This window comes from Aliiroseovarius crassostreae (assembly GCF_049803815.1).
Classification (GTDB): domain Bacteria; phylum Pseudomonadota; class Alphaproteobacteria; order Rhodobacterales; family Rhodobacteraceae; genus Aliiroseovarius; species Aliiroseovarius crassostreae_A.
This window is the reverse complement of the sequence record NZ_JBNAGI010000001.1, coordinates 670,346-694,559: the sequence shown is the minus strand read 5'-3', so window position 1 is coordinate 694,559 and position 24,214 is coordinate 670,346. Positions and strand designations below refer to the sequence as shown.

Genomic DNA, 24,214 nt, shown 5'->3' with positions numbered 1-24,214 from the left:
GATCCGACATGACCGACCTGACCGAATTGAAAGCGGCCGCTCGCAAAGCCGCATTTGCCCGCCGCAAAGAGGCCCATTGCGAAACGCGCTCCGCGCTGGGGGTGGCGCATCTGATTGGCGAACTCACTGCCCATAAAGGCAAACCCATGTCGGGCTATATGCCGATCCGGACCGAAATCAATCCGCAGCCCGCCATGGCCGCGATGGCGGCGTGGTCCACCCTTGGCGTGCCCTATATCGAAGGGAAGGGGATGCCGCTGAAATTCGCCAAATGGCGCCCGGACAGTGATCTGGTGGAAGGCCCGTTTGGGGCGCAGGTGCCCGCCACGCTTGAGTTTTTTGACCCGGAAGTGGTGATTGTCCCCCTTGTGGCGTTCGACCGCAATGGCGGGCGGCTTGGCTATGGTGGCGGCTTTTACGACCGTACGCTGGAAGGCCTGCGTGCCAAGCGTCCGACCCTGGCGATCGGGTACGCCTATGCGGCCCAAGAGGCAACAGACCTGCCGCTGGAACCCACCGACCAGCCACTGGATATGATCGTGACCGATGAAGGCGTGATCCGCTTCTGACCTCACACATGGGGCAGGGGCGGCATCCGCTTCGCTCCGCCGCGCTGTCGGTGGCTCACTGACGTGAGCCTGACCGCCGGGGCTTTGCCCCCGCCCCACCCTTCGGGCGTGGCTCCCCCAGGATACTTGACGACCAAAGATAGAACGCCTGTCATCTTTGGTCTTTAAACATCCCGGGGTGAGCGCGAAAGCGCGAGGGGCAGCGCCCCTTTTCTTGCCGAGCGAAGCGAGGCCACCCCCAACCAGAGGCAATCCCGCAGGGATCAACGATGGGCGGGAGCATCAGCTCTGCCGCTTCGCCCTTGCCCTTTTGGCGCAAGACGCCTAGGGCTATCCTTCATGAAAATACTCTTTCTTGGCGATATTATGGGCCGCGCCGGGCGCCGGGCGGTGACGGAACGTTTGGCAAAGCTGCGCGCGGCGTGGAAGCTGGATTTTGTTGTGGCCAATGGCGAAAACGCCACCTCGGGTCATGGGCTGTCGGGCGGGCACGCAAAGACGCTGTTTGACGCGGGGGTGGATGTGATCACCCTTGGCGATCATGCATTTGACCAGCGTGACATGCTGACCTTTTGCGAACAGGACAAGCGGATCATCCGGCCGCTGAACTTTGCCAAGGGCGCGCCGGGCGTGGGCGCGCGGGTGTTCACCGATGCGCGCGGGCGCAAGATCCTGGTGGCGCAGGTTCTGGGGCAGGTTTTCATGAAACGCGCCTTTGACGATCCGTTTTCCGCCATTGATCTGGTGCTGAACAAGCACCGGATCGGCGGCGCGGTACAGGCGGCGCTGGTTGATATTCATTGCGAGGCGACCTCGGAAAAGATGGGTATGGGCCATTGGTGTGACGGGCGCGCAAGTGTTGTCGTCGGCACGCATACCCATGTGCCAACAGGCGACGCGCAGATCCTGCCCAAAGGCACGGCGTTCCAATCGGATGCGGGCATGTGCGGCGACTATAATTCCGTCATCGGCATGAAAAAGGACGAGCCGCTGAACCGGTTCATTACCGGTATGGCCAAGGGGCGGTTCGAACCGGCGGCGGGCGAAGCGACCTTGTCTGGCCTATATGTGGAAACCGACGACCGAACCGGTCTGGCGACGCGCGTGCAAATGGTGCGCGAGGGCGGGCGGTTGGCGCAATCCACCCCGCTGGACGGTTGAGCTGCAGTTGCGCCTGACCGCGTTTCTGGCGCTCCTCGGGGCGGGCCGGGGTCAGCTGCGCTGCCTAGGTCAGCTCTCTTCTCACGGGGTTTAATGTGATCCGGGCCATGGATTTGTGGGGCGCGCGGTATTCCGGCTGGGTGTACCTGTCCCTTGCCGAGATGGTTTTGGGGCTGTTTCTGATGCAACCGTGCCTCCGCCACGCCCCCCGACTACCCGCGAAACCGCACGGGAATGAACGTCACGCTTGCCCCCATGGGCTGCAATGGGCAAAACTGGTGTGAAGACGCCTGAAAAGAACCGGGATAAGGACAGGGTATGGGGTTATTCGAGTTGAGCCAGACCACACAGGCGATCCTGTCGCTTTTTGTGGTTCTGGGCATGTTCGCGCTGTTTATCCGCGAAACTTTTCCGACCGAAGTGGTGGCGATTGCCGGGGTGGCGGTGATGCTGGTCACCGGGATCCTGCCCTATGAAACTGCGCTGGGCGTGCTGTCCAACCCGGCCCCCTGGACCATCGCAGGCATGTTCATCGTGATGGGTGCGCTGGTGCGGACCGGGGCGTTGAAATGGTTCACGCAAATTGCAGAGAAACAGGCCGAGGGCAGTCCGATGAAGGCCCTGGCCGCCCTGATGGGCTTTGTCATTGTCGCCTCGGCCTTCGTGTCGAACACGCCGGTTGTGGTGGTGATGATCCCGGTTTTTGTGCAGCTGTCGAAAAAGATCGGCCAGTCGGCGTCGAAGCTGCTGATCCCGCTCAGCTACGGCGCCATTCTGGGCGGCACGCTGACGTTGATCGGGACGTCCACCAACCTGCTGGTCGATGGTGTGGCGCGCGCCCATGGGATGGAACCGTTTTCGATTTTCGAGGTCACGCCGCTGGGCATTGTTCTGGTCGCCTGGGGCATGGTTTATCTTTATTTCATCGCGCCCAATATCCTGCCCGACCGCACCTCGATGGCGGCGATGCTGGGCGGGGATAAGGCGCGTAAAAAGTTCTTTACCGAGGCGGTGATCCCGCCAGAGTCAAATCTGATTGGCCGCGAAGTCACCGGGGTGCAGCTTTTTAAACGCGAAGGGGTGCGGCTGGTGGACGTTATTCGCGGTGATGCCTCGTTGCGCCGCGATCTGACCGGGGTCACGCTTCAGGTCGGGGATCGGGTGGTGCTGCGCACCGCGATGACCGAGCTTCTGTCCCTGCAACGAGACAAAAGCCTGAAACGGGTTGATCAGGTGTCGGCGGTGGAAACCACCACGGTTGAGGTGCTGATCACGCCGGGCTGCAAGATGGTCGGCAAAATGCTGGGCAAGATGCGCCTGCGGCGTCGTTTTGGGGTCTATCCGCTGGCGGTGCATCGTAAGAATCAAAACATTGGCCGGCAGCTCGATACGCTGGTGGTCAAAGTGGGGGATACGCTGTTGCTGGAAGGCGCCCCCGAGGACCTGTCGCGCCTGGCGCAGGAAATGGATCTTGCGGATGTCTCGCACCCGTCAGAACGCGAATACCGCCGCGGCCATGCGCCCGTTGCCATCGTTGCACTCGTGGCGTTAGTGGCGCTGGCCGGGCTTGGCGTTGCGCCGATCTTTCTGCTGGCGGTTCTGGCTGTGGCGCTGGTGCTGATCACCCGCTGTATTGATGCGGATGAGGCATTTGCCGCCGTGGATGGGCGGCTTCTGGCGCTGATCTTTGCGATGCTTGGGATTGGGGCCGCACTGGAAAGCTCTGGCGCGGTGGCGCTGATCGCCAATGCGTTGGCGCCGATTTTGGCCAAATTGCCGCCCTTCCTGATCGTCTGGGCAATCTATCTGCTCACATCGGTGCTGACGGAACTGGTGTCCAACAATGCGGTTGCGGTGGTTGTGACACCGATTGCCATCGGTCTGGCCGATGCGTTGGGCTTTGATGCGCGCCCGCTGGTGGTGGCGGTGATGGTTGCGGCGTCGGCCAGTTTTGCCACGCCGATTGGCTATCAGACCAACACGCTGGTTTACGGTCCGGGGGGCTACAAGTTCTCAGACTTCCTCAAGGTAGGGGTGCCGCTGAACCTGTCCATCGGTGTTCTGGCCTCGGCCATCATCCCGTTCATCTGGCCGCTTTGACATCACCATGACACAGGCGCGCCAGACGGCCGAAATCCTCGCAAAACGCGTGCTGAATTTCGAGATGAGCACCGAGGCGATCCCGTGGGGCTGGGCTCTGATGGATGCGCGGCGGGAAAGCGATGCGCTTTACGCCCTGACGGCGCTGACCCCACCTGTGCATTGGGCTGAATTGAATGGCCTGATCGACCAGATCGCCCGCGATTTTGCCTGGCCCCTGCCAGAGGGGGAGGCCGCTGCCACGCGCTGGCTCGCCCATGGTCACCTCAGTGATGTTGTGGCAACAAATGGCGATGATTTCTCCGCACTCAAGAAAGTCTCGCGCCTGTGGTTTGACCACGAAACACCGGATCTGGAGGTGTTTTACCGGTTGAAACACGCGATCCGCGAGGTGGAGCTGACGGGTCAGCAGCGTCATGTGCCGGGGCTGACACGCGAGAATTGGAGCGAACGGCTCACCGCTGCCGCGCAGGACTGGTTGACCAGCCACCCACTCCCCACAGGGCTGGCGGGATAAGATCCACAGGTCAAATGGCAGGGGCAGGGGCGGCATCCGCTGCGCTCCGCCGCGCCGTCGGTGGCTCACGTTGTGAGCCTGAAGGGGCGCTGCCCCTCGCGAGGCAAGCTCGCTCACCCCGGGATATTTGAAACAAGGAAAAGAGGGTGCCCTCCTCTTCATTTTCTAATCGGAAATATCCTGGGGTGAGGACGCAGTCCGAGGGGCAACGCCCCTGTCTTGCCGAGCGAAGCGAGGCCACGCCATTCCGGCAAATTGGGCAGTCAATTCGCTGCCTTTCGCCTACGGCTCAAACGCGAGTTGCCTGTCCCTTTTGGGTTTGTGCCGGAATGGCGTTCCCCAAGCCAGTCGACCGACAGGTCGTAAAGGCGCGGGAGTGCCTAAGACCCCTAGCCCCCTCAAAGTGGCCAGAACACCAGAATGGCCGGGATCGAAACCGCCACCACCAACACCTCCAAAGGCAGGCCCATGCGCCAGTAATCGCCAAATTTGTACCCGCCCGGCCCAAGGATCAGCGTGTTGTTCTTGTGGCCAATGGGGGTGAGGAACGCGCAGCTCGCCGCCACCGCGACCGCCATCAGGAACGGATCGGGGTTTTTGCCAAGGGTCTGCGCCATCTGGATGCCCACCGGGGCGGCGACAATGGTGGTGGCGGTGTTGTTCAGGACATCCGAGAGCGTCATGGTGACGATCATCAGAACCGTCAGCACCGCCCAGGCGGGCAAGCCATCGGTCAGCCCCACCAGAGTTCCGGCAATCAGTTCGGTGCCGCCCGAGGTTTCCAGCGCCGCCCCGAGCGGGATCATTGACCCCAACAGCACCACAACCGGCCATTCGATATGGTCGTAAATCTCGGAAATCGGCAGGATCTTGGTCAGCGCATACCCCACCACCACCAGCCCCAGGGCCACGGGCAGATAGATCAGGCCAACGCTCGCCGCGGCCACGGCGGCGGCAAACATGCCAATGGCCCACCAGACCTTTTCGTCCTGCGTCACCGTCAGGCCCCGCTCTGCCAGGGGCAGGCAGCCCAGCCAGTCGGTGACATCGCCCTCTTTGCCCGCAGGCACCAGAAGCAGCAGGATATCGCCCGGCTGCACGGGGGTCTTGCGCACCTGTTTGGTGATCCGTTTGCCCGCGCGTGAAATGCCCATCAGCACCGTGTTGCGCCGCCAGTTGAGGCCAATGCTCTGCGCCGTCTTACCCGCGATGCGCGCGCCGTCCGGCACCACCACTTCGATGCTCGACAGACCCGCCCCCTCGGCGGTCACCTTGTCCTGACGCGCGTCTTCGGCAAAGGCCAGACCGAGGGCCGCGCGAAACTCGTCCAGCGCCTCTGGCCGCGCCTCCAGGACCAGCGCATCCCCCGCCTCCAACATCGTGTTGCGCTGGGTGCCGTAGCGCCGGGTGCCGCCGCGCACAAGCCCCAGGATCGCGACATCGTTCTTCTCGGCCACCTCTGTCAGCTCTTTCAGGCGTTTGCCGATATGCTTGCTGTCGTCCGGCAGGGTCAGTTCCGCCACGTATTGCCCAAACCCCTCCATCACGTCAGCGCCCCCTTTGCCCAGCTCGGGCTGCGGGATCATGCGCCAGCCAATGAGGGCGACAAAGATCAGGCCGGCAATGGCGGTCACCCCACCCACCGGGGCAAAATCAAACATCGAAAACGGCGCGCCCAGGGCTTCGCCACGTATCGACGCGATGATGATGTTGGGCGGCGTGCCGATCAAGGTGACCATGCCGCCAAGGATGGTCGCGAAACTCAGCGGCATCAGCGATAACCCCGGCGCACGCTTGGCTTTTTTGGCGGTTTGCATGTCGACCGGCATCAAAAGCGCAAGGGCCGCCACGTTGTTCATAAAGGCCGACAGGATGCCGCCAATCGCGCCCATCAGCGCGATATGCGCCCCCAAAGACCGGCTGGCATCCACAAGCGTGCGGGTGATCAGAAACACCGCCCCCGATCGCACCAGCCCGGCCGACACCACCAGGACCAGCGCCACCACCAGGGTGGCCGGATGCCCGAAGCCGGAAAACGCGTCTTTGGTGGGCACAACCCCCAAAACCACCCCCAACATCAGCGCGCTGAAGGCGACAAGGTCATATCGAAACCTCCCCCACAACAGCAGGGCAAAGACGGCGGTGAAAAGCGAAAAAAGAATGATCTGATCTGTGGTCATGCCCTAGGGATACTGCGCATTTCTCGCGGGGGGAAGTTCTGACCATGGGGAAAATGCGGCAGCAGGTGACACCTTAGCCGAAAAGCACCGGGTAGAGCGATGCCACCAGAAGCGCCGCCATGGTGATGTTGAAGGCGGTGAGGCGCGTGGGGTTGGTCAAAACGCGGCGGATCTGTTGGCCCAGAAGGGTCCAGGTCGACACGCTGGGCAGGTTGACCGCGCCAAAGATCACCGCCACCAGAAGCACCGCCTGCAGCGACCGGTCCGGCGCATAGACCGAAATCGCGGTCAGCGCCATCGCCCAGGCCTTGGGGTTGACCCATTGAAACGCCGCCGCCTGTAAAAATGTCATCGGCCTTGCCCCGGCGCTGCCCCGGCCCGGCTCGCCAGCGCGGGCGATTTTCCAGGCAAGCCACAGAAGGTAGGCGACCGACAATACCTTCAGCACCAGATAGCTGACCGGAACCGCGTCAAACACCTGCATCAACCCCGCGCCCACCAGCACAATCATCACCGTGAACCCGATGCCGATGCCCAACATATGCGGGATGGTGCGGTGAAACCCGAAATTCGCGCCCGATGACATCAGCATCAGGTTGTTTGGCCCCGGCGTGATTGACGAGACAAAGGCGAAGGCGAGGAAGGCAGAAAAGAGGTCGAAGTTCACGGGGAAGACCTTGCTGTTGGAGTGCCACATCAGTGTTGAGGAAAACCCGCGCATCTGAATTGCAAAGTTGTGCAGTATGGCGCTATCTTTGCAACTGATGACGAAGATTGATCAGATAAACCGCAGAATATTGCGTGAACTCGCCCGCGATGGTCGCCTGCCCAATACCGACCTTGCCGATCGCGTGGGCCTGTCGCCCTCCGCCTGCCTGCGCCGGGTGCAGGAATTGGAACGGGCAGGGGTGATCAAAGGCTATCGCGCGGTGCTGGACCCGGTGGCGATGGGCCACGGCTTTGCCGCCTATGTGACCGTCGGGCTGAATGACCACACCAAGGCGTCACAGGACGCGTTTGAACGGGCAATGACCCGGTTTGACGAGGTGCGCGAGTGCCACAATATCACCGGCACCGTTGAATATCTGCTCCGGGTCGAGACCGAGGATCTGGCGAGTTACAAACTCTTTCACACCGAAAAGCTCGGCACCCTGCCGCAGGTCCACCAGATTGTGACCCATGTGGTGATGGGGTCCCCCAAGGATGAGCGCGCCTAAGGGGGGGCGGGGTTCACCGGACACGCGGGAAAACCAAAACAGATTAATCGGATGCCTCACGCAGCCGGGTGACAACGCGCTGGGTCAGCGCCAGAAACTGCGCTTGTTCGTCGGCGGACAAATCCGAAAGCGCCTGCGCGTTGACCGCGTGGGCCGCCGCATAGGCCGGGTCCCGCAGCGCCTTGGCCGGATCGGTCAACCAGATCCGTTGCGCCCGCCCGTCGCTGGGGTCTTTCATCCGGCGCAACAACCCGTCCCGTTCCATGCGGTTTAGCGTGTTGGCGACCGTGGCCTGTTCCAGATCCAGCTTTTGCACCAGCTCTTTCTGGCTTTGCCCGTCCTGTTCCCACAGCTCCAACAGGATCGGGAACTGGCCCACGCTCAGCCCCAGATCGCGGATCTGGTGTTGCAGGGCTTTGGCGAACAGCCGCGCCACGTGATTGACCAGATAGCCGGCCGAGATGTCTTTTTGAAACCGCATGTACGGGTTTTAGCTTTACATAGCCTGCTATGCAATATTATATAGCAAGCTATGTAAAAGAATCGTGCACGATAGGAAAGGATCCGTCATGACACCGAAATTGCACGCCGCCGCAGGCACCATCGCCTTCCTTTGCATCCTGACCTTCTGGTCCTCGACCCTGATCACCGAGCTGTTCGCGGGCCATGACACCGTCACCTTGGTCAAACGTTTTGTGCTTTACGGGCTGATCGTGTTGATCCCCGCAATGGCGACCGTGGGGGCCACCGGCATGGCCCTGGGCAAAACCCGCAAAGGGCCGATCATCGCGGTCAAGCAGAAACGGATGCCGGTGATTGCGCTGGCCGGGCTGGGGGTTCTCTTGCCCGCCGCTTTCTTCCTTGATCACAAGGCCCATGCCGGGGAATTTGACGCGCTGTTCTACACGGTGCAGGGGATCGAACTCTTGGCCGGTGGGATGAACCTGACCCTGATGGGGCTGAACATTCGCGATGGGCGGCGGATGACGGCGAAGCGCCGTCAGGCCCTTGCGCGCAGGGCCTGAGGACCGGGGCCATCCCTGTGCGACCATGCCCCCCTTGCCCCCCGCCCGCCGCATGGGGTATTGAACGCGTCAACTGATACAGACATGCATGATTTACGGAGGTCGCCATGGCGGGCCACTCAAAATGGGCAAACATCCAGCACCGCAAAGGTCGCCAGGACAAGCTGCGCTCGAAACTCTTCTCGAAACTGGCAAAAGAGATCACCGTGGCCGCCAAGATGGGCGACCCGGACCCGGATAAAAACCCGCGCCTGCGCCTGGCCGTGAAAGAAGCGAAATCGCAATCGGTGCCCAAGGATGTGATCGATCGCGCGATCAAGAAATCGCAGGGTGGCGACGCCGAAAACTATGACGAGATCCGGTATGAGGGCTATGGCCCGAACGGTGTTGCGGTGATTGTCGAGGCCATGACTGACAACAAGAACCGCACCGCCTCCACCGTGCGCTCGACCTTTTCGAAAAACGGCGGCAACCTGGGCGAAACCGGGTCGGTGGGCTTCATGTTCGACCGCAAGGGCGAGGTGATCTATCCGGCCTCGGTCGGCGACGAAGACACGGTGATGGAAGCCGCGATTGAAGCGGGGGCCGAAGATTGCGAAAGCGACGAGGAAAACCACCGCATCACCTGCGCCGATACCGACCTGAACGACGTGTCCACCGCGCTGGAAGCGGTTCTGGGCGAAAGTGAATCGACCAAGCTGATCTGGCAGCCCAACATCACCACCGAGCTGGATCTGGACAGTATGCAGAAGCTGATGAAACTGGTGGACGCGCTGGAAGATGACGACGACGTGCAACGCGTGACCACAAACTTCGAAGCCTCGGACGAGGTGCTGGCGCAGCTGTAATCGCGCCGACCAGACGACAGATAAAAACCCCGGCCATTGGTCGGGGTTTTTTGATGTTTACGCGTGTTGATCGCGGGGCGGCCCTCACCCCAGCTTTTCGAACCGACAGGTAAAATGGCGCATCAGATCGGGCTGCCGGGTGATGCGATACCCTCTCAGATCGTCTTTGATCGTGGCAAGCTCTTCGAACACTTCGACAATGTAATCCGCGTGGCTTTGCGTATAGGTGCGCCGCGGGATGGCCAGGCGCACCAGATCCATCGGTGCGGGGGCTTCGTGGCCATCCGGGTGCTTGCCAAACATCACCGTGCCGATTTCGCACCCGCGAATGCCGCCCAGTTCATAAAGAGCCACAGCCAGCGCCTGACCGGGGTATTCCAGCGGCGGGATATGCGACAACCAGGCGCGCGCGTCGATGAACACCGCGTGCCCGCCTGCGGGTTTGACCACCGGGATGCCCATCGCGTCTAACCGCTCGACGATATATTCATTGGTGCGGATGCGATATTGCAGATAATCCTCGTTGACGATTTCAGTCAGGCCCTGCGCCAGCGCGTCCAGATCGCGCCCGGACAGCCCGCCATAGGTTGGAAAGCCCTCTGTGCGGATCAGGTGGTTGCGCGCCTCTAACGCCAGATCATCGTCGTTCAGCGCAAGCCAGCCCCCAATATTGCCAAACCCGTCCTTTTTGGCGCTCATGGTCATGCCATCAGCCACCGAAAAGCAATCGCGCACAATGTCGGGGATCGAGCGGCCCGCCTGACCGGGTTCGCGCTGCTTGATGAACCATGCGTTTTCGGCAAACCGGCAACCGTCGATGATGAACGGCTTGCCGAATTCATGGGCCAGCGCCGCGGTGGCGCGGATGTTTTCCAGGCTGACCGGCTGCCCGCCGCCCGCATTGTTGGTGATCGTGATCATCACGCAGGGCACGCTGTCGCCATGCGCCTCAAGAAAGGTTTTCAGCTTGCCAAGATCCATATTGCCCTTGAACGGGTGCAGGTTCGACGGGTCCTGCCCCTCGGCAATCACCAGATCATGCGCCGCCGCGCCTGAGGCCTCGATATTGCCGCGCGTCGTGTCGAAATGGGTGTTGTTGGGGATGTTCTTGCCCGGGCCGCCGAAGATCGAAAACAAGATCGCCTCGGCCGCGCGGCCCTGATGGGTGGGGATGATATTTGCAAACCCGGTCAGGTCCTTCACCGCCGCCTCGAACCGGTAGAACGAGGGCGACCCGGCATAGCTTTCATCCCCGCGCATCACCGCCGCCCACTGCGCGGTGCTCATCGCGCCCGTGCCGCTGTCGGTCAGAAGGTCGATCAACACGTCGTCCGAATGCAGCCCAAACAGGTTGTAATGGGCGTCGCGGATCAGGGCCTCGCGCTCGGCCCGCGTGGTCATGCGGATCGGTTCGACGGATTTGATGCGAAAGGGTTCAATGATGGTTTTCATCTCTGGGCTCCTATGATCGGCCCAAAAGAGATCGCGGCAACAGGTCACACGAAAGGGCCGAAGCGCTGCGGTTGCCCAATGCGGACCGCGCTCAGCGCCCAATCTGTTGCGGCCCCAAAGAACCAAGAACCGGGCGGCAAGTCAATATCCCCGTTCCCATCCACGCGCGGGGCGGTTGCGCGCTCACTCCTCCCCCAACCCGCTCACATAAAGCGCCACCGCGTTCATCTCCAACTCGGTCAGGTTCTTGGCGATCGAATGCATGATCGCGTGGTCATTGGTGCGGGTGCCGCTTTCAAAGGCCTGCAATTGCTCCAGCACATAATGGCGGTGCTGGCCGGCCAGCCGGGGCAGGTTTTCGTCCCCCGCGGCAAATTCGCCATGGCAATCGGCGCAGGGCGGGATCTGCGTGAACTCATTGCCCTCGTGATAAATATACGCCCCCACCGCAGCGAGCGATTGCTTTGACGAGCGCACCCGGTGCTTCTGCGCAGGTTGCGCGCTGAAAAACTCGGCCAGCGCTACGATCTGCCCGTCCGTCAGCGGTTCCGCCATGCCGTTCATAATGTCGCTGACCCGCGTGCCATCGCGAAAGTTGCGCAGCTGCTTTTCCAGATAGGCCCGGTTTTGGGCGGCAAGACGCGGGTAGGTTCGGCTTGAGGCATCCCCCGTTTCGCCATGACAATGCGCGCAGGTGTCCTGCATCAACGTGGCAATGTCGTCTGCATCTGCCAACGCGTGGCCCACAAGGGCAAAGCTGGCAATCAGGCTGGCGGCGGCTAGGGAAATCTGGCGCATGGGGCTTCCTTATCACAAAGTGGCAACGCAGAGGGGTGCCGGATGAGGGAACGATAGCAAATCTTGCCGAGGCCGAGGGGCCCGCATTTTGCCACAGGGCGCGGCGACGATTGGACCCGGGGGCTTGCGCTTTGCCTGACCTTCAGGTCATGTCGCGGGATGACCCAAAATCATCGCCCCCTTCATGGTATCGCCTGGATGATCTCTGCGGGCCTCTTGTTTGTCGCCATGAACGCGATGGTGAAGCATGTGGGGCAGTCCTTGCCGTCCACCCAGGCGGCTTTCCTGCGCTTTCTCTTCGGGCTGATCTTCGTCGCCCCCGTGCTGGGGCGAGTCGTGCGCACCCGGTTTGACCGCCGCACATGGGCGTTGTTTGCCGGACGCGGCGTGGTGCATACGGTGGCGGTGCTGTGCTGGTTCTACGCGATGACCCAGATCACCGTGGCCGAGGTGACGGCGATGAATTACCTCAACCCGATCTACGTCATGCTGGGCGCGGCGCTGTTTTTGGGCGAGACCTTTTCCTGGCGCCGCATGGTCGCCGTCGTGGTGGCCTTCCTTGGCGTGGTGGTGATCTTGCGCCCGGGGGTGAGAGAGCTCGGCCCCGGGCATTTGGCGATGATCTTTACCGCGATCGCGCTGGGCGGATCCTACCTGATCGCCAAACGCCTGTCCTCGATCACCTCGGCTGCGGTGGTGGTGGCGATGATGTCGATCACCGTGACCGTCGCCTTGATCCCGTTTGCATGGATGGTCTGGGTGCCCCCAAGCTGGACCCAGCTCATCTGGCTCCTCGCGGTGGCAGGCTTTGCCACCGGCGGGCATTACGCCATGTCGCGCGCCTTTGCCGAAGCGCCGGTGTCGGTGACGCAACCGGTGGCGTTCACCCAGATCATCTGGGCGGTGATCATGGGCTACACGCTTTTTGGCGAACCGGTGGATGGTTGGGTGATTTTTGGCGCGGCGATGATCATGTCCGCCGTGTCCTACATCACCTGGCGCGAAGCGATGCTGAAACGCCGCGCGGCCCCCGCCGACGCCACCGGCGCCTGAGACCTGATCATCGGAGCGCCTGCGGCGCACATGTGATCTCCCCATCGGCTGCGCCGCTGGCTCGGGAATGCCTCCGGCGGGGATATTTTAAGACCAAAGATGGCAAGCCGCATGGGGCATCTTTGGTCCCGCAATATCCCGGGGTTCGAGGGCTTTCAGGAATTGATCCGGAGGATCAATTCGCCCGAAGAACGGGCGGAGCCCAGGGACGAAGTCCGAGGGGCAGCGCCCCTTTTCCAAGCGCAGCGAGGCCACCTTGAGCGCGCTTGAGCACGAGCGAAAGCGCCCTTGAGCCGAATGAACGATCCGGATGAAAAAAACGGGGCCGCAGATGCCGCCCCGTTTATGGCTTTTGGGAGAGGATCACTCCGCCCAACTGACCCCGGTCAGGTCATTGGCCTGGGTGGGTGCGTTTTCCCAAAGCCCCTGAATTTTCGCATTGGCGACACCGGTTTTCGCCAATTGAAAGAGGTATCCGTTCACGTAATCTTCAGAAATGATTTGCTGCATTTCAGCCAGCAGCCCTGCGCGCTGGTCGGGGTCCGATGTCACTTCCAGCGTGGCGTTCAGCTCCTGGAACTCGGGCCGGTCGTATTGGAAATAATAGTCGGGCCGGGCATAGATATTGATGTCGGCGGGTTCGGTATGGCTGACAATGGTCAGGTCAAAATCCTTGCCCTTGAACACCTGTTCGATCCATTGCGCCCATTCCAGGTTGGTGATTTCGGTCTCGATCCCCACGTCGCGCAGTTGGGCGGCGATGATTTCACCTCCACGCCGCGCATAGGCGGGGGGCGGCAGCATCAGGCGCAGTTTCACCCCGTCGGGTGCCGCCTCGGCCAGCAGCGCGCGGGATTGGTCCGGGTCGTGGGCCGAGTTCGCGGTCAGGTCCATATAGGCGGGTTGATGCGGGGCGTAATGGGTGCCAATCGGTGTGCCATAGCCAAACATCGCCCCATCAATAATGTCCTGCCGGTTGATCGCATGGGAAATCGCCTTGCGGATGCGCACATCATCAAGCATCGGCGCCTTATTGTTGATCGCCAGGATCGTTTCGCCCTCGGTCGACCCAACAATCACGTTAAACCGTGGGTCGGCCTCAAACTGCGCCAGCGTTTCTGGCGCGGGGAAGTTTGGAAACGCGTCCACATCCCCTGCCATCATCGCGGCAAAGGCGGCGTTCGGGTCCGAGATGAATTTGAAAGTCGCCTTGGCCAACGCGGGTTGCGTGCCCCAATAGTTCGGGTTGCGCGCCAGGGTCACATGATCGCCCTTGGCCCAGTTGCCAAAGGTAAACGGCCCGGTGCCCACCGGGGCGGTGGCCGCTTGATCTGCGCTTTCAGGTGCCAGGATCACCGCGTCGCCCCAGGCCATGTTGAAGGGGAAGTTGCCGTTGGGTTTGGACAGTGTGACCTCGACCGTCAGCGGGTCCACGGCGCGCACCGTGTCGATCCCGGAAAACAGCGCCTTTTGCGCATTGGTGCTGTCTTCGGCCCGCGCGCGATCCAGCGTAAACACCACGTCGTCCGCGTTCATCTCGCTGCCATCATGGAAGGTGACACCTTCGCGCAGTTTGAACGTATAGACCGTGCCATCCTCGCTCACGTCCCAGCTTTGCGCCAGTGCGGGCTGCACGGATCCATCAGGTCCAAAGCGCGTCAGCCCCTCAAAAACATTGGCGTAAACCACCTCGTCAATCGCCGCAGCCGCGCCACCGGTCGGGTCCAGATTGGGGGGTTCCAGCACCATGCCTAGGGTGATGGCATCGGAACCGGCCATGGCCGACCCCGCCATCAACGCAAAAGCGCAAGCGGTGGTGCGAAGGGTGTGGGTGCGTTTGATCATGACGGTCCTCCTTGTGGCGCAAAGGCGCGTGGGTCGCCCTCATGAAACGTGAGGGGGGCAGGCAAAGCAAGGGGAAGTCCGCGCAGGTGCCGTCATTTTCCGCGCAGGCGGCCCGGGCCCGGCGACGTGCCGGTGGGGAAAAACGTCACCAAAAGCGCCGCCACCGTGATGGTGATCGTGCCGATCCACCCCCACAGGCCCGGCAGGTGCCCAAAAAAGACCGCGTCAAAACCCAGCGCCCAGATCAGCCCGGTATATTCAAACGGGGCCAGCACCGATACCGGCGCGCGGGCCATCGCCTCGGTCGCCAGAATATGCCCGACTCCGCCAACCGCCCCGGCCAGGGCCAGCCACGTCAAAAGCCCCGGATCCAGCGCCACCCAGCCAAAGGGCAGCGTGGCCAATCCCCCAAGCGCCGAAATCAACGCAAAAGACAGCGCGATGGTCGAGGGGCGCTCGGTAAAGGTCATCCGCCGCACATGGACCCGCATGAACGCCATGGTCAGGGCAAAGCCCACCCCGGCGGCCACACCGATCCACGCACCGTCGCCGGGCAGGGCAAAGGCCTCCCACAACAGGGCGATCATGCCGAGGAAACTCATCCCCACCGCCACCAACACCACGCGCGCCAAGACCTCTTGCAACAGCACGACCGCCAGCGGCAGCGCCAGAATGGGCGCGAGATAGGCCAGCGCCTGCGCGTTGGCCACCGGCAGATAGGCCAGCGACACAAAGGACAAGGCCATTGAAATGGCTCCGAAAATCCCGCGGGTCAGGTGCAGCATCGGGCGGCGCGTGGTCAGGGCCTGTGGAAACTCCCGCCGCCAGATCATGTAAAGAAGGATCGGCAGGATGGCGAACCCCGCGCGCCAGAACATGATCTGCCCCACCGGGATCCGATCCGCCACCGCATGAATGGCCGCCGACATGCCGGTCATCAGAAACACCGCCGACAGGCGCAAGCCGATGCCCGCCAGCCGGTCGCGCCCTGCGCCGGGGCCGTCTTGGGGGGGGAAAGGGGCGTGCGCCTGGGTCATGTTATCGCTATCGGTTGGGCCCCCGCCTTGTCCCAGCCCGCCTTGTGCAAGTCAACCCACAGGTCAACCGACAGGCCAAACCAACGGCGCGCGCGCCTATCCCCCAACGTCGCTTTTGATTTTCTGCGCTGCGGCATGTATAACCGGGGGTCACAGGACACGAGAACCCGGGGAGGGGGCCACCATGTCAGCCACAAGCCAGTCAAAGGCGCTTACACCATCCGACATCCGCGCGATGAAAGGGGGCACGCCGATTGTCACCCTGACTGCCTACACCACGCCCACCGCGCAGATGATGAATGACCACGTCGATGTGGTGCTGGTCGGCGACAGCGTGGGCATGGTGCTGCACGGGCTGCCCGACACGCTGGGCGTCACGATGGAGATGATGTGCCTGCACGGTGCCGCCGTGCGCCGGGGGCTGACCCGCCCGATGCTGGTGATCGACATGCCGTTTGGGTCTTACGAAGAAAGCCCGGAACAGGCGTTTCGCAACGCGGCGCGCATCATGCGCGAAACCGGCGCGGACGCGGTGAAGCTTGAGGGTGGCGTGAGCATGGCCGACACGATCCGCTTTTTGACCTCACGCTCGATCCCGGTGATGGCGCATATCGGCCTGACGCCCCAGGCGATCAACACGCTGGGCGGCTATAAGGTGCAGGGGCGCGGCGAAGATCGTGACCGGGTGATGGCGGATGCGCGCGCGGTGGAAGAGGCCGGGGCCTTTGCGGTCGTTTTGGAAAAGACCCCCAAGGGCCTGTCGGATGAGATCACCGAGGTGCTGCAAATCCCGACCATCGGCATCGGCGCCTCGGAAGGCTGCGACGGGCAGGTGCTGGTGGTGGATGATATGCTGGGTCTGTTCACCGCGTTCAAACCAAAATTCGTCAAGCGCTTCGGCACATTGGGCGTTGACGGCGAAGCGGCGATCAAGGCATACGCCGCCGAAGTGCGCGCACGGACCTTCCCCGCGCCAGAACATGTCTTTGCTGACGAGGTGGCGCAGAAATGACGGGTGACATCACGGGTGAAATGGCGGGCGAACGGATCGGCGAACACTTGGGCGAGGCGGCGGCGAATGTGACCCTCGTGCGCACCAAGGACGCGCTGCGCACCCTGCGCCGCAAGTGGATTTTCGCAGGCGAAAAAGTGGCCGTGGTGCCGACCATGGGCGCGCTGCACGCGGGGCACCTGTCGCTGGTCGAGGCCGCCAAGAAGGGCGCGGACCGGGTGATCGTGACGATCTTTGTGAACCCGAAACAGTTCAACAACCCCGATGATCTGGACAAATACCCGCGCACCGAAATGGAAGACGCGGCCAAGCTTGCCCCTTACGGCATCGACGCGCTTTATGTGCCCACGCCAGACCAGATTTACCCCGACGGGTTTTCCACCAATGTGCGGGTGTCCGGCCTGACCGAAGACCTGGAAGGCGCGCATCGCCCCGGTCATTTCGACGGGGTGGCCACCGTGGTGTCGAAACTGTTTTTGCAGTCACGCGCGGACATCGCCTATTTCGGGCAGAAGGATTATCAACAGCTGTTGCTGGTCACCCGCCTGTCGCGCGATCTGGATATTGAGACCGAGGTGGTCGGCTGCCCGACCGTGCGCGAAGAAGATGGGCTGGCCATGTCCTCGCGCAATGTGCGCCTGTCGCCCACGGAACGCGCGATTGCGCCGGCGCTCAAACGCGAGATGGACCGGGCGGCAAAAGCCATTCGTAAGGGTGCCGAGATCCGCGTGGTGCTCGACAGTGCCAAACAGCAGATCGAAAATGCGGGCTACGGCGCGGTGGAATATCTTGAGCTGCGCGATGCCGAAACGCTGGCCCCGGTTGCTGACCTCACGCGTCCGACCCGTCTGCTTGCTGCCGCAATGCTCGGTGACGTACGGCTGATTGATAACATCGCTGTGTAAGTTTTTTGTCGGTCCGGGGGCCTCGCCTTCGGCTCGGTGCTTCTGGTGGCCTCGCTGCGCTCGGTCAGTGTTGTTTGCGCCGCTGCGCGTCGCGATGAGGGGCTCTGCCCCTCGCGAGGCAAGCTCGCTCACCCCGGGATATTTTTGACCAGAAAATGAAGTCGGAGAGCGGCGGATCTTGGCGGTGTGGGGCAGGATTTGTGGGCTGTAAAACTTTAAACTTTTACCTTTCGGGCGTGTGAAACTTTAAACTTTCGATTTTCTGTGGGTGAAAACTTTAAACTTTCACAGCAGCAGTTCTGCCAGCACCAGCGCCATGACGCCTGTGCTGTCCACCATGTCATCCACCCCCACCCATTCGTCTGGCTGGTGCGCCAGATCGAGGATCCCTGGCCCATAGGCGATGCAGTTTTTCAGCCGCCCGATCCGGTCGATATGTTTCTGGTCGTATGTGCCCGGGCTGACCACGTATGAGGGCCTTGCGCCCAGCACTTTTTCGATCGCGGCGGCGGTGGATCTGACCACCGGCGCGTCCTGGTCGGTCATTGTTGGGATCACCTCATGCAGGTCGGTGACCTCATAGTCAAAATCGGGGCGTTCCGCTTTGATCTTGGCGAGCATGCGGTGAATTTCGGCTTTCACCTCACTAATGTCTTCTTCGATCAGGAAGCGGCGGTCGATCACGATGCGGCAGCGGTCGGCCACGCAAGGCACTGGAAAACCAGTGAAATCCGCGTCTTGCTCCGGTTCGCCACCATGGATCGAGTTGATGTTGAGCGTGGATTGCTTCGCCCCTTCCGGCACCACCGGCATCTGGGTGTGTTTGCTGGCGAGAAGCGGGAAGAGGTGGCGTTCCATCTCTTCCAGCACTGCCCCCATATGGCGGATCGCACTGTCACCGAGGAAGGGCATGGAGCCATGGGCGATGCGCCCCTTGGTTTCAATCTCAGCCCACCAGACGCCGCGATGGCCAAGGCAGATCCGGTCTTTGTTCAGGGGTTCGGGGATGATCACATGCTGCACCCGATCCGGGTCGAAATACCCTTTCTCGGCCAAATACGCCACGCCGCCATAGCCGCCGCTTTCCTCATCCGCCGTGGCCGAGATTTCGACGGTGCCCTTGTGATCCGGGTAAAGGTCAACAAACACCTCTGCCGCGATGATCGACGCCGCCAATCCGCCCTTCATATCACAGGCCCCACGGCCATAAATTCGCCCGTCTTCCAGCTCCCCCCCAAACGGGTCTTTGGTCCAGCCATGGCCCACCTCAACCACGTCGTGATGCGAGTTGAAATGCACGCAATCCCCGGGCGCAGTCCCTTCATGTCGGGCAATCACATTCCAGCGGGGATAGTCGCTGCAATCTCCCGGTGTGCCCTCGGCGCGGATCATGTCGACCTTAAAGCCGCGCTTGCCCAGGCGTTCGGCCAAGTAACTGCAAATCATACGATAATCCCGCCCCGGCGGGTTCAGGGTGGGGATGCGGATCAGGTCCTGAGTGAGCGAAATCAGTCCGTCCCGGCGGGCGGCGATTTCCGTCAGAAGCGGGGTGTCGGCAGGGTTGGTCATGGCAAGACGTTAGGGGGGAATGGGCCCGCGGGCAATGCTCTCTTCCGGTCGGACGGCACTGCATTGTATTCTTGTGATTTTCCACCCGAAGCGGAGCAATTTGCCTAGGTTCGATCTTGAAATCGCGCTACACTCGACCCAACTGAATGTTATGCCGATTAACTTTCGCTTCACGGGATTTCAAATGAGGCGACTGACAGGAAAGATTTACGGGAGGGCACATGTCCAAATTTGAAACGCAGCTTCGCGAAAGTCAGGCCCAGGTGGCCGAGGCGCAATCGAAGATTTCCGAACTGACCACGCGGATTGAAACCGCACGCGCCAAGATGAAATCGGGCGAGGATGTATCGATTGATATCGAGAACGCGACGCTGGATGATGTGCATGCCCATACCGAGGCGATGAACGCAAATATTGCCGAGCTGATCATGGGGCTGGACGATGTGACCGCTGGATTTAGTTCGGAATTTGAACAGCTTAGATCAAAGACCGCTTGGGAAGGCTTTATCGGGATCTTTGCCAAAGGCCGGTCTGAAGCGATGCGACAGGAACGTCTGCGCTCGGCATCCATTGATGACAAGTTGCAAGAGCTGATTGGCCAGTCCGACACCATTGTGCGCCTTCTGGAAGGGCAGCTGAACGTTCTGAACGAGCAGAAGGAGAAGGTGGAAGGCAATCTGACCGAGACGCTGGATGAGCGCGAGTTTACGGTGGGTGAGCTGGAAACTGTGCGCGCGGAAATCCTGGGCATGGATCCGAAGATTATCGAGCTTGAAGGCAAGATTGCCAATGAGACCGACGCCGCAGCACGGACCGCTCTGGAAACGGAACTCGCTGATTTGAACAAGCAATACAACGCTTTGGTTCAGGACGAGCAGGTGAAGGTGGCGAAGTCGCAGACGCTGGAGCGCTATATCGAGAAGGGAAAAACCTGGGTCGATTCACTGCAAAACCAGGCAGCGACGCAGATGGTGCTGATCAACAAGCTGCAGACCGACACCAAGCAACGGGTGGTGCTTTACGATGCGCTGACGAAATCGCTGAAAACCGCGCAGCAGCAGGACGTCGCGCATCGGATCAACGAAATTGGCGTTGAGACCGACAAGGAAGCGCAGGCCGCGATGGCGGCGATTGGCACGGCCACCAACCAGCGTATGGCCGACATGATGGAAGCCCACGAAGACCAGATGGTCTTTGCCCGCGAGGTGCTTGAGGCCAAGGCCAAGGCGGACGAACGCTTTGCCCGGCGCTTTGCGGCGATTGTCGAGAAACATGACAAAAACGCGTATGGGCAATAAGCGCAAAGTGCAGACAAATGCGACTTGGCGAGTACTCTTCTTGGCGCTTTTGTCGTTGCTTGTACTGTTCTTTCTTGTTTCCGCAGTTTTAGTCAGTGTCAGCTTTGTTAGCGAGACTGCAATAAATTGGGAACTGATAGGGCTTCTATTCTATTCCGTGGTTGTTATGCCCGTTGGAACAGCATTTTCGTTTTGGTTAATGTTCACGATCTGGTTCCCAATATGTATTTGGATATTCTGGCACTATATCCTCGTGGTTACTTGCTTGGCGCCGTTGCCTCATCTCAAGCGTTTAAGGGACGCCATACATCAAGGTTTGCTTAGTGATACAACTTGGATGCTGAGTGGTGGGGAAGGATCATTTGCGCATAAAATTCGAAGCAAGTTGGTGGTATCAAACGCAAAGGTGATCCGTGACTGACGATATCAAACCCACCGAACAGGCCAGCGCGGGGTTTGCGCCGCGTGACCATGCGGAACTGACCGACACGGCGATCACCCGGCGTTACTTTGCCAAGTTTGATGCCATCACCGGCCATCTTGCCCGTGTGGCGGGCCAGATGGAGGCTGAGGGGCGGATGGGCCGGGATGAGGTTCAGGTCTTGGCAGAATACCTCGTCAAGCTGGGCTTCACCTTTAAGACGCTGGCAAACAAGTATCATTTCTCGGGCGGGGCCTATGGGCTGACCGCGCAGACGCTGACCTTTGATCGGCGCGAAAGCGGGTTTCCGGTGGCGGCGGAGCTTTTGCAGATGGCGGCAGATGCGGCGCAGGCGGGTGCGCATCTGGCCGGGATGCCGTCTACGGACAAGCTCAAAAGCGAGATGGTGAGCCAGATTGTTGGCGAGCTGAGCAAGCCGGTGAAACTGCAATACAGCCTGTCACAGCGGCTCTATTATGAAGAACTGGTCAAGGGCGATCTTTTCTGGCCGCAGATGCACCCGGATGTGATCTGGCGCCGCAATGAAGGCGAGGGTCGGCACACACGGCGCCATTACCTGATGCATTGGGCGGTTTATGACAGCGAGGTGAACCTGCCGACGATCTATCTGATGGAGGTCGAAGACACCGGCAGATATGCGCTGCCGAAAGATGACGAACGCTGGCCGCAGGTGCAGGCACATCTGATGGCACAATCGATGGCGGGGCTGAAGCTGGTGACCATTGCCACTGGGTTTGACCGCGACTTTGACAATCTTCACCCGAAACGCCTGCGCCGCTTTCACATTGGCCCGATGTACAGCCACACCTTCACCCAACAGACCGGGCCGCTGCGCGAGGTGCTTCAGGAGGCGAAATCGCCCGCCGGTGAAGACTGGGCGCTGGCCTGGACGTTGGAAGAGCTCGAAAGCCGCGAGGTGAAGGAAGAGCGGTCGGGCTGGTTTGGCACGGTGGAACGCGAGGTGTTTCAGCTTGACCCCTTTGCCGGGCGCGGGGCGGACCTTGGGGCGACCCGGATGGAGCGGTCGATTATCCTGCCGGAACGGCCCTTTCAGGTGCTGGCGGAGAAGAACCCGCCGGGGTTCCGGGACGTGCGGAAATTTGTGGTGCGCCCCGGGGGGCAGGTGTTGAGTTACCGGTGAGGTTGGCTGGGGGACGCTGTCCCCCAAACCCCCTGAGGTATTTGTAGCAAGAGGAAAAGAGGTGTGACCTCTGGTTTGGGAGAGTGAATAATGTCGATGCCAGCTGATTTGATGGAGCTTCGCGAAGAGGAAGTCCGGGCGCATTATGGCGCGGCGGCGGGGCTCTTGGATGGGTTTGATCACACGCCGCGCATTGCCAAGCCGAAAGAGGTGTCATCAGCGCCGGAGCGATCCAGCGGGATTGGCACGCGGCGGCGGTTCCGCTCGACCACGCCCGGTCTGGTGACGCGGTCGACGGCGCGGCCCGAAGGGGTGCATCTGGTGGCGCGGATCGAAGGCGCGGACGGGGACGACCCACTGGTGTCCCCCAAACAGGCGACGGTGTTGTATGTTTTGCGCCGGGCGATTGCGATTGCTCTGGCGGTGGGGGAAGGCTTTGCCGAGGCGACGGAGCTTGCCGGGTTGAAGCGGGCCAATTTGCAGGGCGCGTTGGGGGCGGACAAGAAGGCGGCGTTTGCCGAGCTTTTGGCCGCGGAAAGCCTTGCTGTGCTACATGTCTTCGCCAATGCCACCGCGTTTTTGCTGGCTCCGCACAGCAGTGAGGTGGCGGTCGAGGTGGGCACGGTGGATGAGGTGCTGACGGATAATGCGCCGCTGGCCTTGAATGGTGCCCTGTGGGAGCTGGATCAGGATCTGGCGGTGTTTGCGGACAGTGATGAAAAGCTGGTCGCCACCGTCCTGGCCTTTGCCGAACAACTGATGGAGAAGGTCGCGTTGCGGGCGCAAAACGCCGGGCATCTGGCCGCGTTCACCGGGGTGAATTACCGGGTTGAGGCGGATGATCTGACCATTTCCGGCTTCACGCCTGCGCGTGCGGCCAAGGGCAGTAAGCTCACCATGGCGTTTAAGAAACCGAACGAGGTGGTGGGCAACCACATCGCGAAATATCAGGCGATGAAGCTCAGCAAAATGCTGATGGCTTATGATTTTGAGCGCAAGCTGAACCCCTTTGCGGAACTGGGCGGGTTCATCTTCACCTTCATGGGCGATGGCGCACCGGGGACCGGGAAAACCACTCTGATCCAGATGATGGCCGGGCTGGTGAATGACTATTGTCAGGTGGTGGGCTATCCGTTCCGCTACCAGAATTTCGGCATCGATAATATCGACAGCTATCAGGGCAAATCAGGGCAAAACGCCAAGGCATTTATCCAAAACGTGCTCGACCCGCAGGTGATTGGCTTTGGTACAATCGATGACATCGACCAGATCGCGGGCAAGCGTGGCGACCGGCAATCGAGCGCAGGCCAGCAGGAGGTCACCGCGGTCTTTATGGAGGCCTTTGCGGGGGCCAATACCGTGGTGCGCGGCAATTGCACCTTTGGTATGTTTTCGAACTATCCCGAGAATGTCGACGACGCGCTGCGCCAACGGGCGGGGGCGCGGTTTTTGGTTGATGGGCCGCAAACGCGCGAGGATTATGTCGACATCCTCAACCTTCTGATGGGCAAGAACCACGCGATCCCGCTGGGGGACCATGAGGCCTTTGCAGCGCAGGAAATCAAGCGCGCGGTGGCGGCGAGTTTCGAGGCGCATAGCCGCCCGAAAGAAGCGGCGCTTTTGAACGTGTTTGACCGGGTACAGGCGCAAATCGGTGAGTTGGACACCATTGCCAAGATGGGCACCTATCTTAAGGCCATTCAGGAAGCTGACCCGCGGTTCACCGGGCGCGCGATCAAGAACATCACCGACGCGGTGAAGGTGCGCGCGATGGATTTTGAACTGCCGGATGAGTGGATGGAAAGCCCCGATCTGTTCCTGTTCAAATCCTACGATGAGAAGAAAGCAATGATTGCCGAGTTGCGGGTGCCGATCACCGTGGAGATGGTGATACAGGAGATCAACCGCTACGCCGACAGCGAGTTCCGCTACGCCGATAAATCGGACGAGGTGGCGATTGAAAATATGGTGCGCGACTTTGGTCGCCAAGAAGAGGCGAAGCGGCGGTATTTGGAGGGGAAAGGGTGAGCATTTTGCGCTGTCCC

The 24,214-nt window shown here is 61.1% G+C and carries 21 protein-coding genes; 13 read left to right on the top strand and 8 right to left on the bottom strand.

The window, feature by feature from the left end:
• Window positions 1-8 precede the first annotated feature (8 nt).
• From ACP15V_RS03340 to ACP15V_RS03325, 4 genes are all read left to right on the top strand, one after another.
• Window positions 9-569: a 5-formyltetrahydrofolate cyclo-ligase gene (locus ACP15V_RS03340; protein WP_424942261.1), complete on the top strand. Its 561-nt coding sequence runs from the start codon at window positions 9-11 to the stop codon at window positions 567-569.
• A gap of 339 nt (window positions 570-908) precedes the next feature.
• Window positions 909-1,730, top strand: coding sequence for a TIGR00282 family metallophosphoesterase (locus ACP15V_RS03335; RefSeq protein ID WP_424942260.1), 822 nt, complete (start codon window positions 909-911; stop codon window positions 1,728-1,730).
• A 318-nt stretch (window positions 1,731-2,048) separates the two neighbouring features.
• A complete protein-coding gene (locus ACP15V_RS03330) occupies window positions 2,049-3,830 on the top strand; it encodes an SLC13 family permease (protein WP_424942259.1) in 1,782 nt (593 codons plus the stop codon).
• A gap of 7 nt (window positions 3,831-3,837) precedes the next feature.
• Window positions 3,838-4,347 carry a hypothetical protein gene (locus ACP15V_RS03325; protein ID WP_424942258.1) on the top strand — a complete coding sequence of 170 codons (510 nt, stop codon included), beginning with the start codon at window positions 3,838-3,840 and terminating at the stop codon, window positions 4,345-4,347.
• A gap of 398 nt (window positions 4,348-4,745) precedes the next feature.
• Here the strand turns inward: ACP15V_RS03325 and ACP15V_RS03320 are convergent, their stop codons facing one another.
• Both ACP15V_RS03320 and ACP15V_RS03315 read right to left on the bottom strand, forming a co-directional pair.
• Window positions 4,746-6,527 (bottom strand): SLC13 family permease, encoded by a 1,782-nt coding sequence (locus tag ACP15V_RS03320; protein ID WP_424942257.1) that lies wholly within the window; start codon window positions 6,525-6,527, stop codon window positions 4,746-4,748.
• Window positions 6,528-6,600: 73 nt separating this feature from the next.
• A complete protein-coding gene (locus ACP15V_RS03315) occupies window positions 6,601-7,224 on the bottom strand; it encodes a LysE family translocator (RefSeq protein ID WP_424942256.1) in 624 nt (207 codons plus the stop codon).
• A gap of 67 nt (window positions 7,225-7,291) precedes the next feature.
• Between ACP15V_RS03315 and ACP15V_RS03310 the strand changes: the two genes are divergently transcribed.
• Window positions 7,292-7,744 (top strand): Lrp/AsnC family transcriptional regulator, encoded by a 453-nt coding sequence (locus tag ACP15V_RS03310; RefSeq protein ID WP_424942255.1) that lies wholly within the window; start codon window positions 7,292-7,294, stop codon window positions 7,742-7,744.
• A 43-nt stretch (window positions 7,745-7,787) separates the two neighbouring features.
• Here the strand turns inward: ACP15V_RS03310 and ACP15V_RS03305 are convergent, their stop codons facing one another.
• On the bottom strand, window positions 7,788-8,225 hold the full coding sequence (locus ACP15V_RS03305; RefSeq protein ID WP_424942254.1) for a MarR family winged helix-turn-helix transcriptional regulator: 438 nt from the start codon (window positions 8,223-8,225) through the stop codon (window positions 7,788-7,790).
• A gap of 88 nt (window positions 8,226-8,313) precedes the next feature.
• On the opposite strand from ACP15V_RS03305, the gene ACP15V_RS03300 reads away from it, so the two are divergent.
• Both ACP15V_RS03300 and ACP15V_RS03295 read left to right on the top strand, forming a co-directional pair.
• On the top strand, window positions 8,314-8,769 hold the full coding sequence (locus ACP15V_RS03300) for a hypothetical protein (RefSeq protein WP_424942253.1): 456 nt from the start codon (window positions 8,314-8,316) through the stop codon (window positions 8,767-8,769).
• 107 nt (window positions 8,770-8,876) lie between these two features.
• Entirely contained in the window at window positions 8,877-9,617 is a 741-nt protein-coding gene (locus tag ACP15V_RS03295) for a YebC/PmpR family DNA-binding transcriptional regulator (RefSeq protein WP_424942252.1), read from the top strand.
• Between the two features lie 84 nt (window positions 9,618-9,701).
• Here ACP15V_RS03295 and ACP15V_RS03290 read toward each other — a convergent pair whose 3' ends face one another.
• On the bottom strand, window positions 9,702-11,069 hold the full coding sequence (locus tag ACP15V_RS03290) for a tryptophanase (RefSeq protein WP_424942251.1): 1,368 nt from the start codon (window positions 11,067-11,069) through the stop codon (window positions 9,702-9,704).
• 183 nt (window positions 11,070-11,252) lie between these two features.
• Window positions 11,253-11,867, bottom strand: a complete 615-nt coding sequence (locus tag ACP15V_RS03285; RefSeq protein ID WP_424942250.1) for a c-type cytochrome — start codon at window positions 11,865-11,867, stop codon at window positions 11,253-11,255.
• 159 nt (window positions 11,868-12,026) lie between these two features.
• On the opposite strand from ACP15V_RS03285, the gene ACP15V_RS03280 reads away from it, so the two are divergent.
• Entirely contained in the window at window positions 12,027-12,920 is an 894-nt protein-coding gene (locus ACP15V_RS03280; RefSeq protein WP_424942249.1) for a DMT family transporter, read from the top strand.
• A gap of 363 nt (window positions 12,921-13,283) precedes the next feature.
• Here ACP15V_RS03280 and ACP15V_RS03275 read toward each other — a convergent pair whose 3' ends face one another.
• Together ACP15V_RS03275 and ACP15V_RS03270 are read right to left on the bottom strand one after the other, a co-directional pair.
• On the bottom strand, window positions 13,284-14,765 hold the full coding sequence (locus tag ACP15V_RS03275) for an ABC transporter substrate-binding protein (protein WP_424942248.1): 1,482 nt from the start codon (window positions 14,763-14,765) through the stop codon (window positions 13,284-13,286).
• Window positions 14,766-14,857: 92 nt separating this feature from the next.
• Window positions 14,858-15,802 carry a DMT family transporter gene (locus tag ACP15V_RS03270; RefSeq protein WP_424942247.1) on the bottom strand — a complete coding sequence of 315 codons (945 nt, stop codon included), beginning with the start codon at window positions 15,800-15,802 and terminating at the stop codon, window positions 14,858-14,860.
• 184 nt (window positions 15,803-15,986) lie between these two features.
• On the opposite strand from ACP15V_RS03270, the gene panB reads away from it, so the two are divergent.
• Both panB and panC read left to right on the top strand, forming a co-directional pair.
• On the top strand, window positions 15,987-16,814 hold the full coding sequence (gene panB, locus ACP15V_RS03265; RefSeq protein ID WP_424942246.1) for a 3-methyl-2-oxobutanoate hydroxymethyltransferase: 828 nt from the start codon (window positions 15,987-15,989) through the stop codon (window positions 16,812-16,814).
• 20 nt (window positions 16,815-16,834) lie between these two features.
• Window positions 16,835-17,719, top strand: a complete 885-nt coding sequence (gene panC, locus ACP15V_RS03260; protein WP_424942716.1) for a pantoate--beta-alanine ligase — start codon at window positions 16,835-16,837, stop codon at window positions 17,717-17,719.
• 285 nt (window positions 17,720-18,004) lie between these two features.
• Here panC and ACP15V_RS03255 read toward each other — a convergent pair whose 3' ends face one another.
• Window positions 18,005-19,288, bottom strand: a complete 1,284-nt coding sequence (locus ACP15V_RS03255) for an acetylornithine deacetylase/succinyl-diaminopimelate desuccinylase family protein (protein ID WP_424942245.1) — start codon at window positions 19,286-19,288, stop codon at window positions 18,005-18,007.
• Window positions 19,289-19,509: 221 nt separating this feature from the next.
• Between ACP15V_RS03255 and ACP15V_RS03250 the strand changes: the two genes are divergently transcribed.
• From ACP15V_RS03250 to ACP15V_RS03240, 3 genes are all read left to right on the top strand, one after another.
• Window positions 19,510-20,586 (top strand): hypothetical protein, encoded by a 1,077-nt coding sequence (locus tag ACP15V_RS03250; RefSeq protein ID WP_424942244.1) that lies wholly within the window; start codon window positions 19,510-19,512, stop codon window positions 20,584-20,586.
• A gap of 413 nt (window positions 20,587-20,999) precedes the next feature.
• The gene (locus tag ACP15V_RS03245; RefSeq protein WP_424942243.1) at window positions 21,000-22,169 is read left to right on the top strand and encodes a hypothetical protein; all 1,170 of its coding nucleotides are present in this window, start codon (window positions 21,000-21,002) and stop codon (window positions 22,167-22,169) included.
• A 90-nt stretch (window positions 22,170-22,259) separates the two neighbouring features.
• Window positions 22,260-24,197 carry an ATP-binding protein gene (locus ACP15V_RS03240; protein WP_424942242.1) on the top strand — a complete coding sequence of 646 codons (1,938 nt, stop codon included), beginning with the start codon at window positions 22,260-22,262 and terminating at the stop codon, window positions 24,195-24,197.
• Window positions 24,198-24,214: the final 17 nt, after the last annotated feature.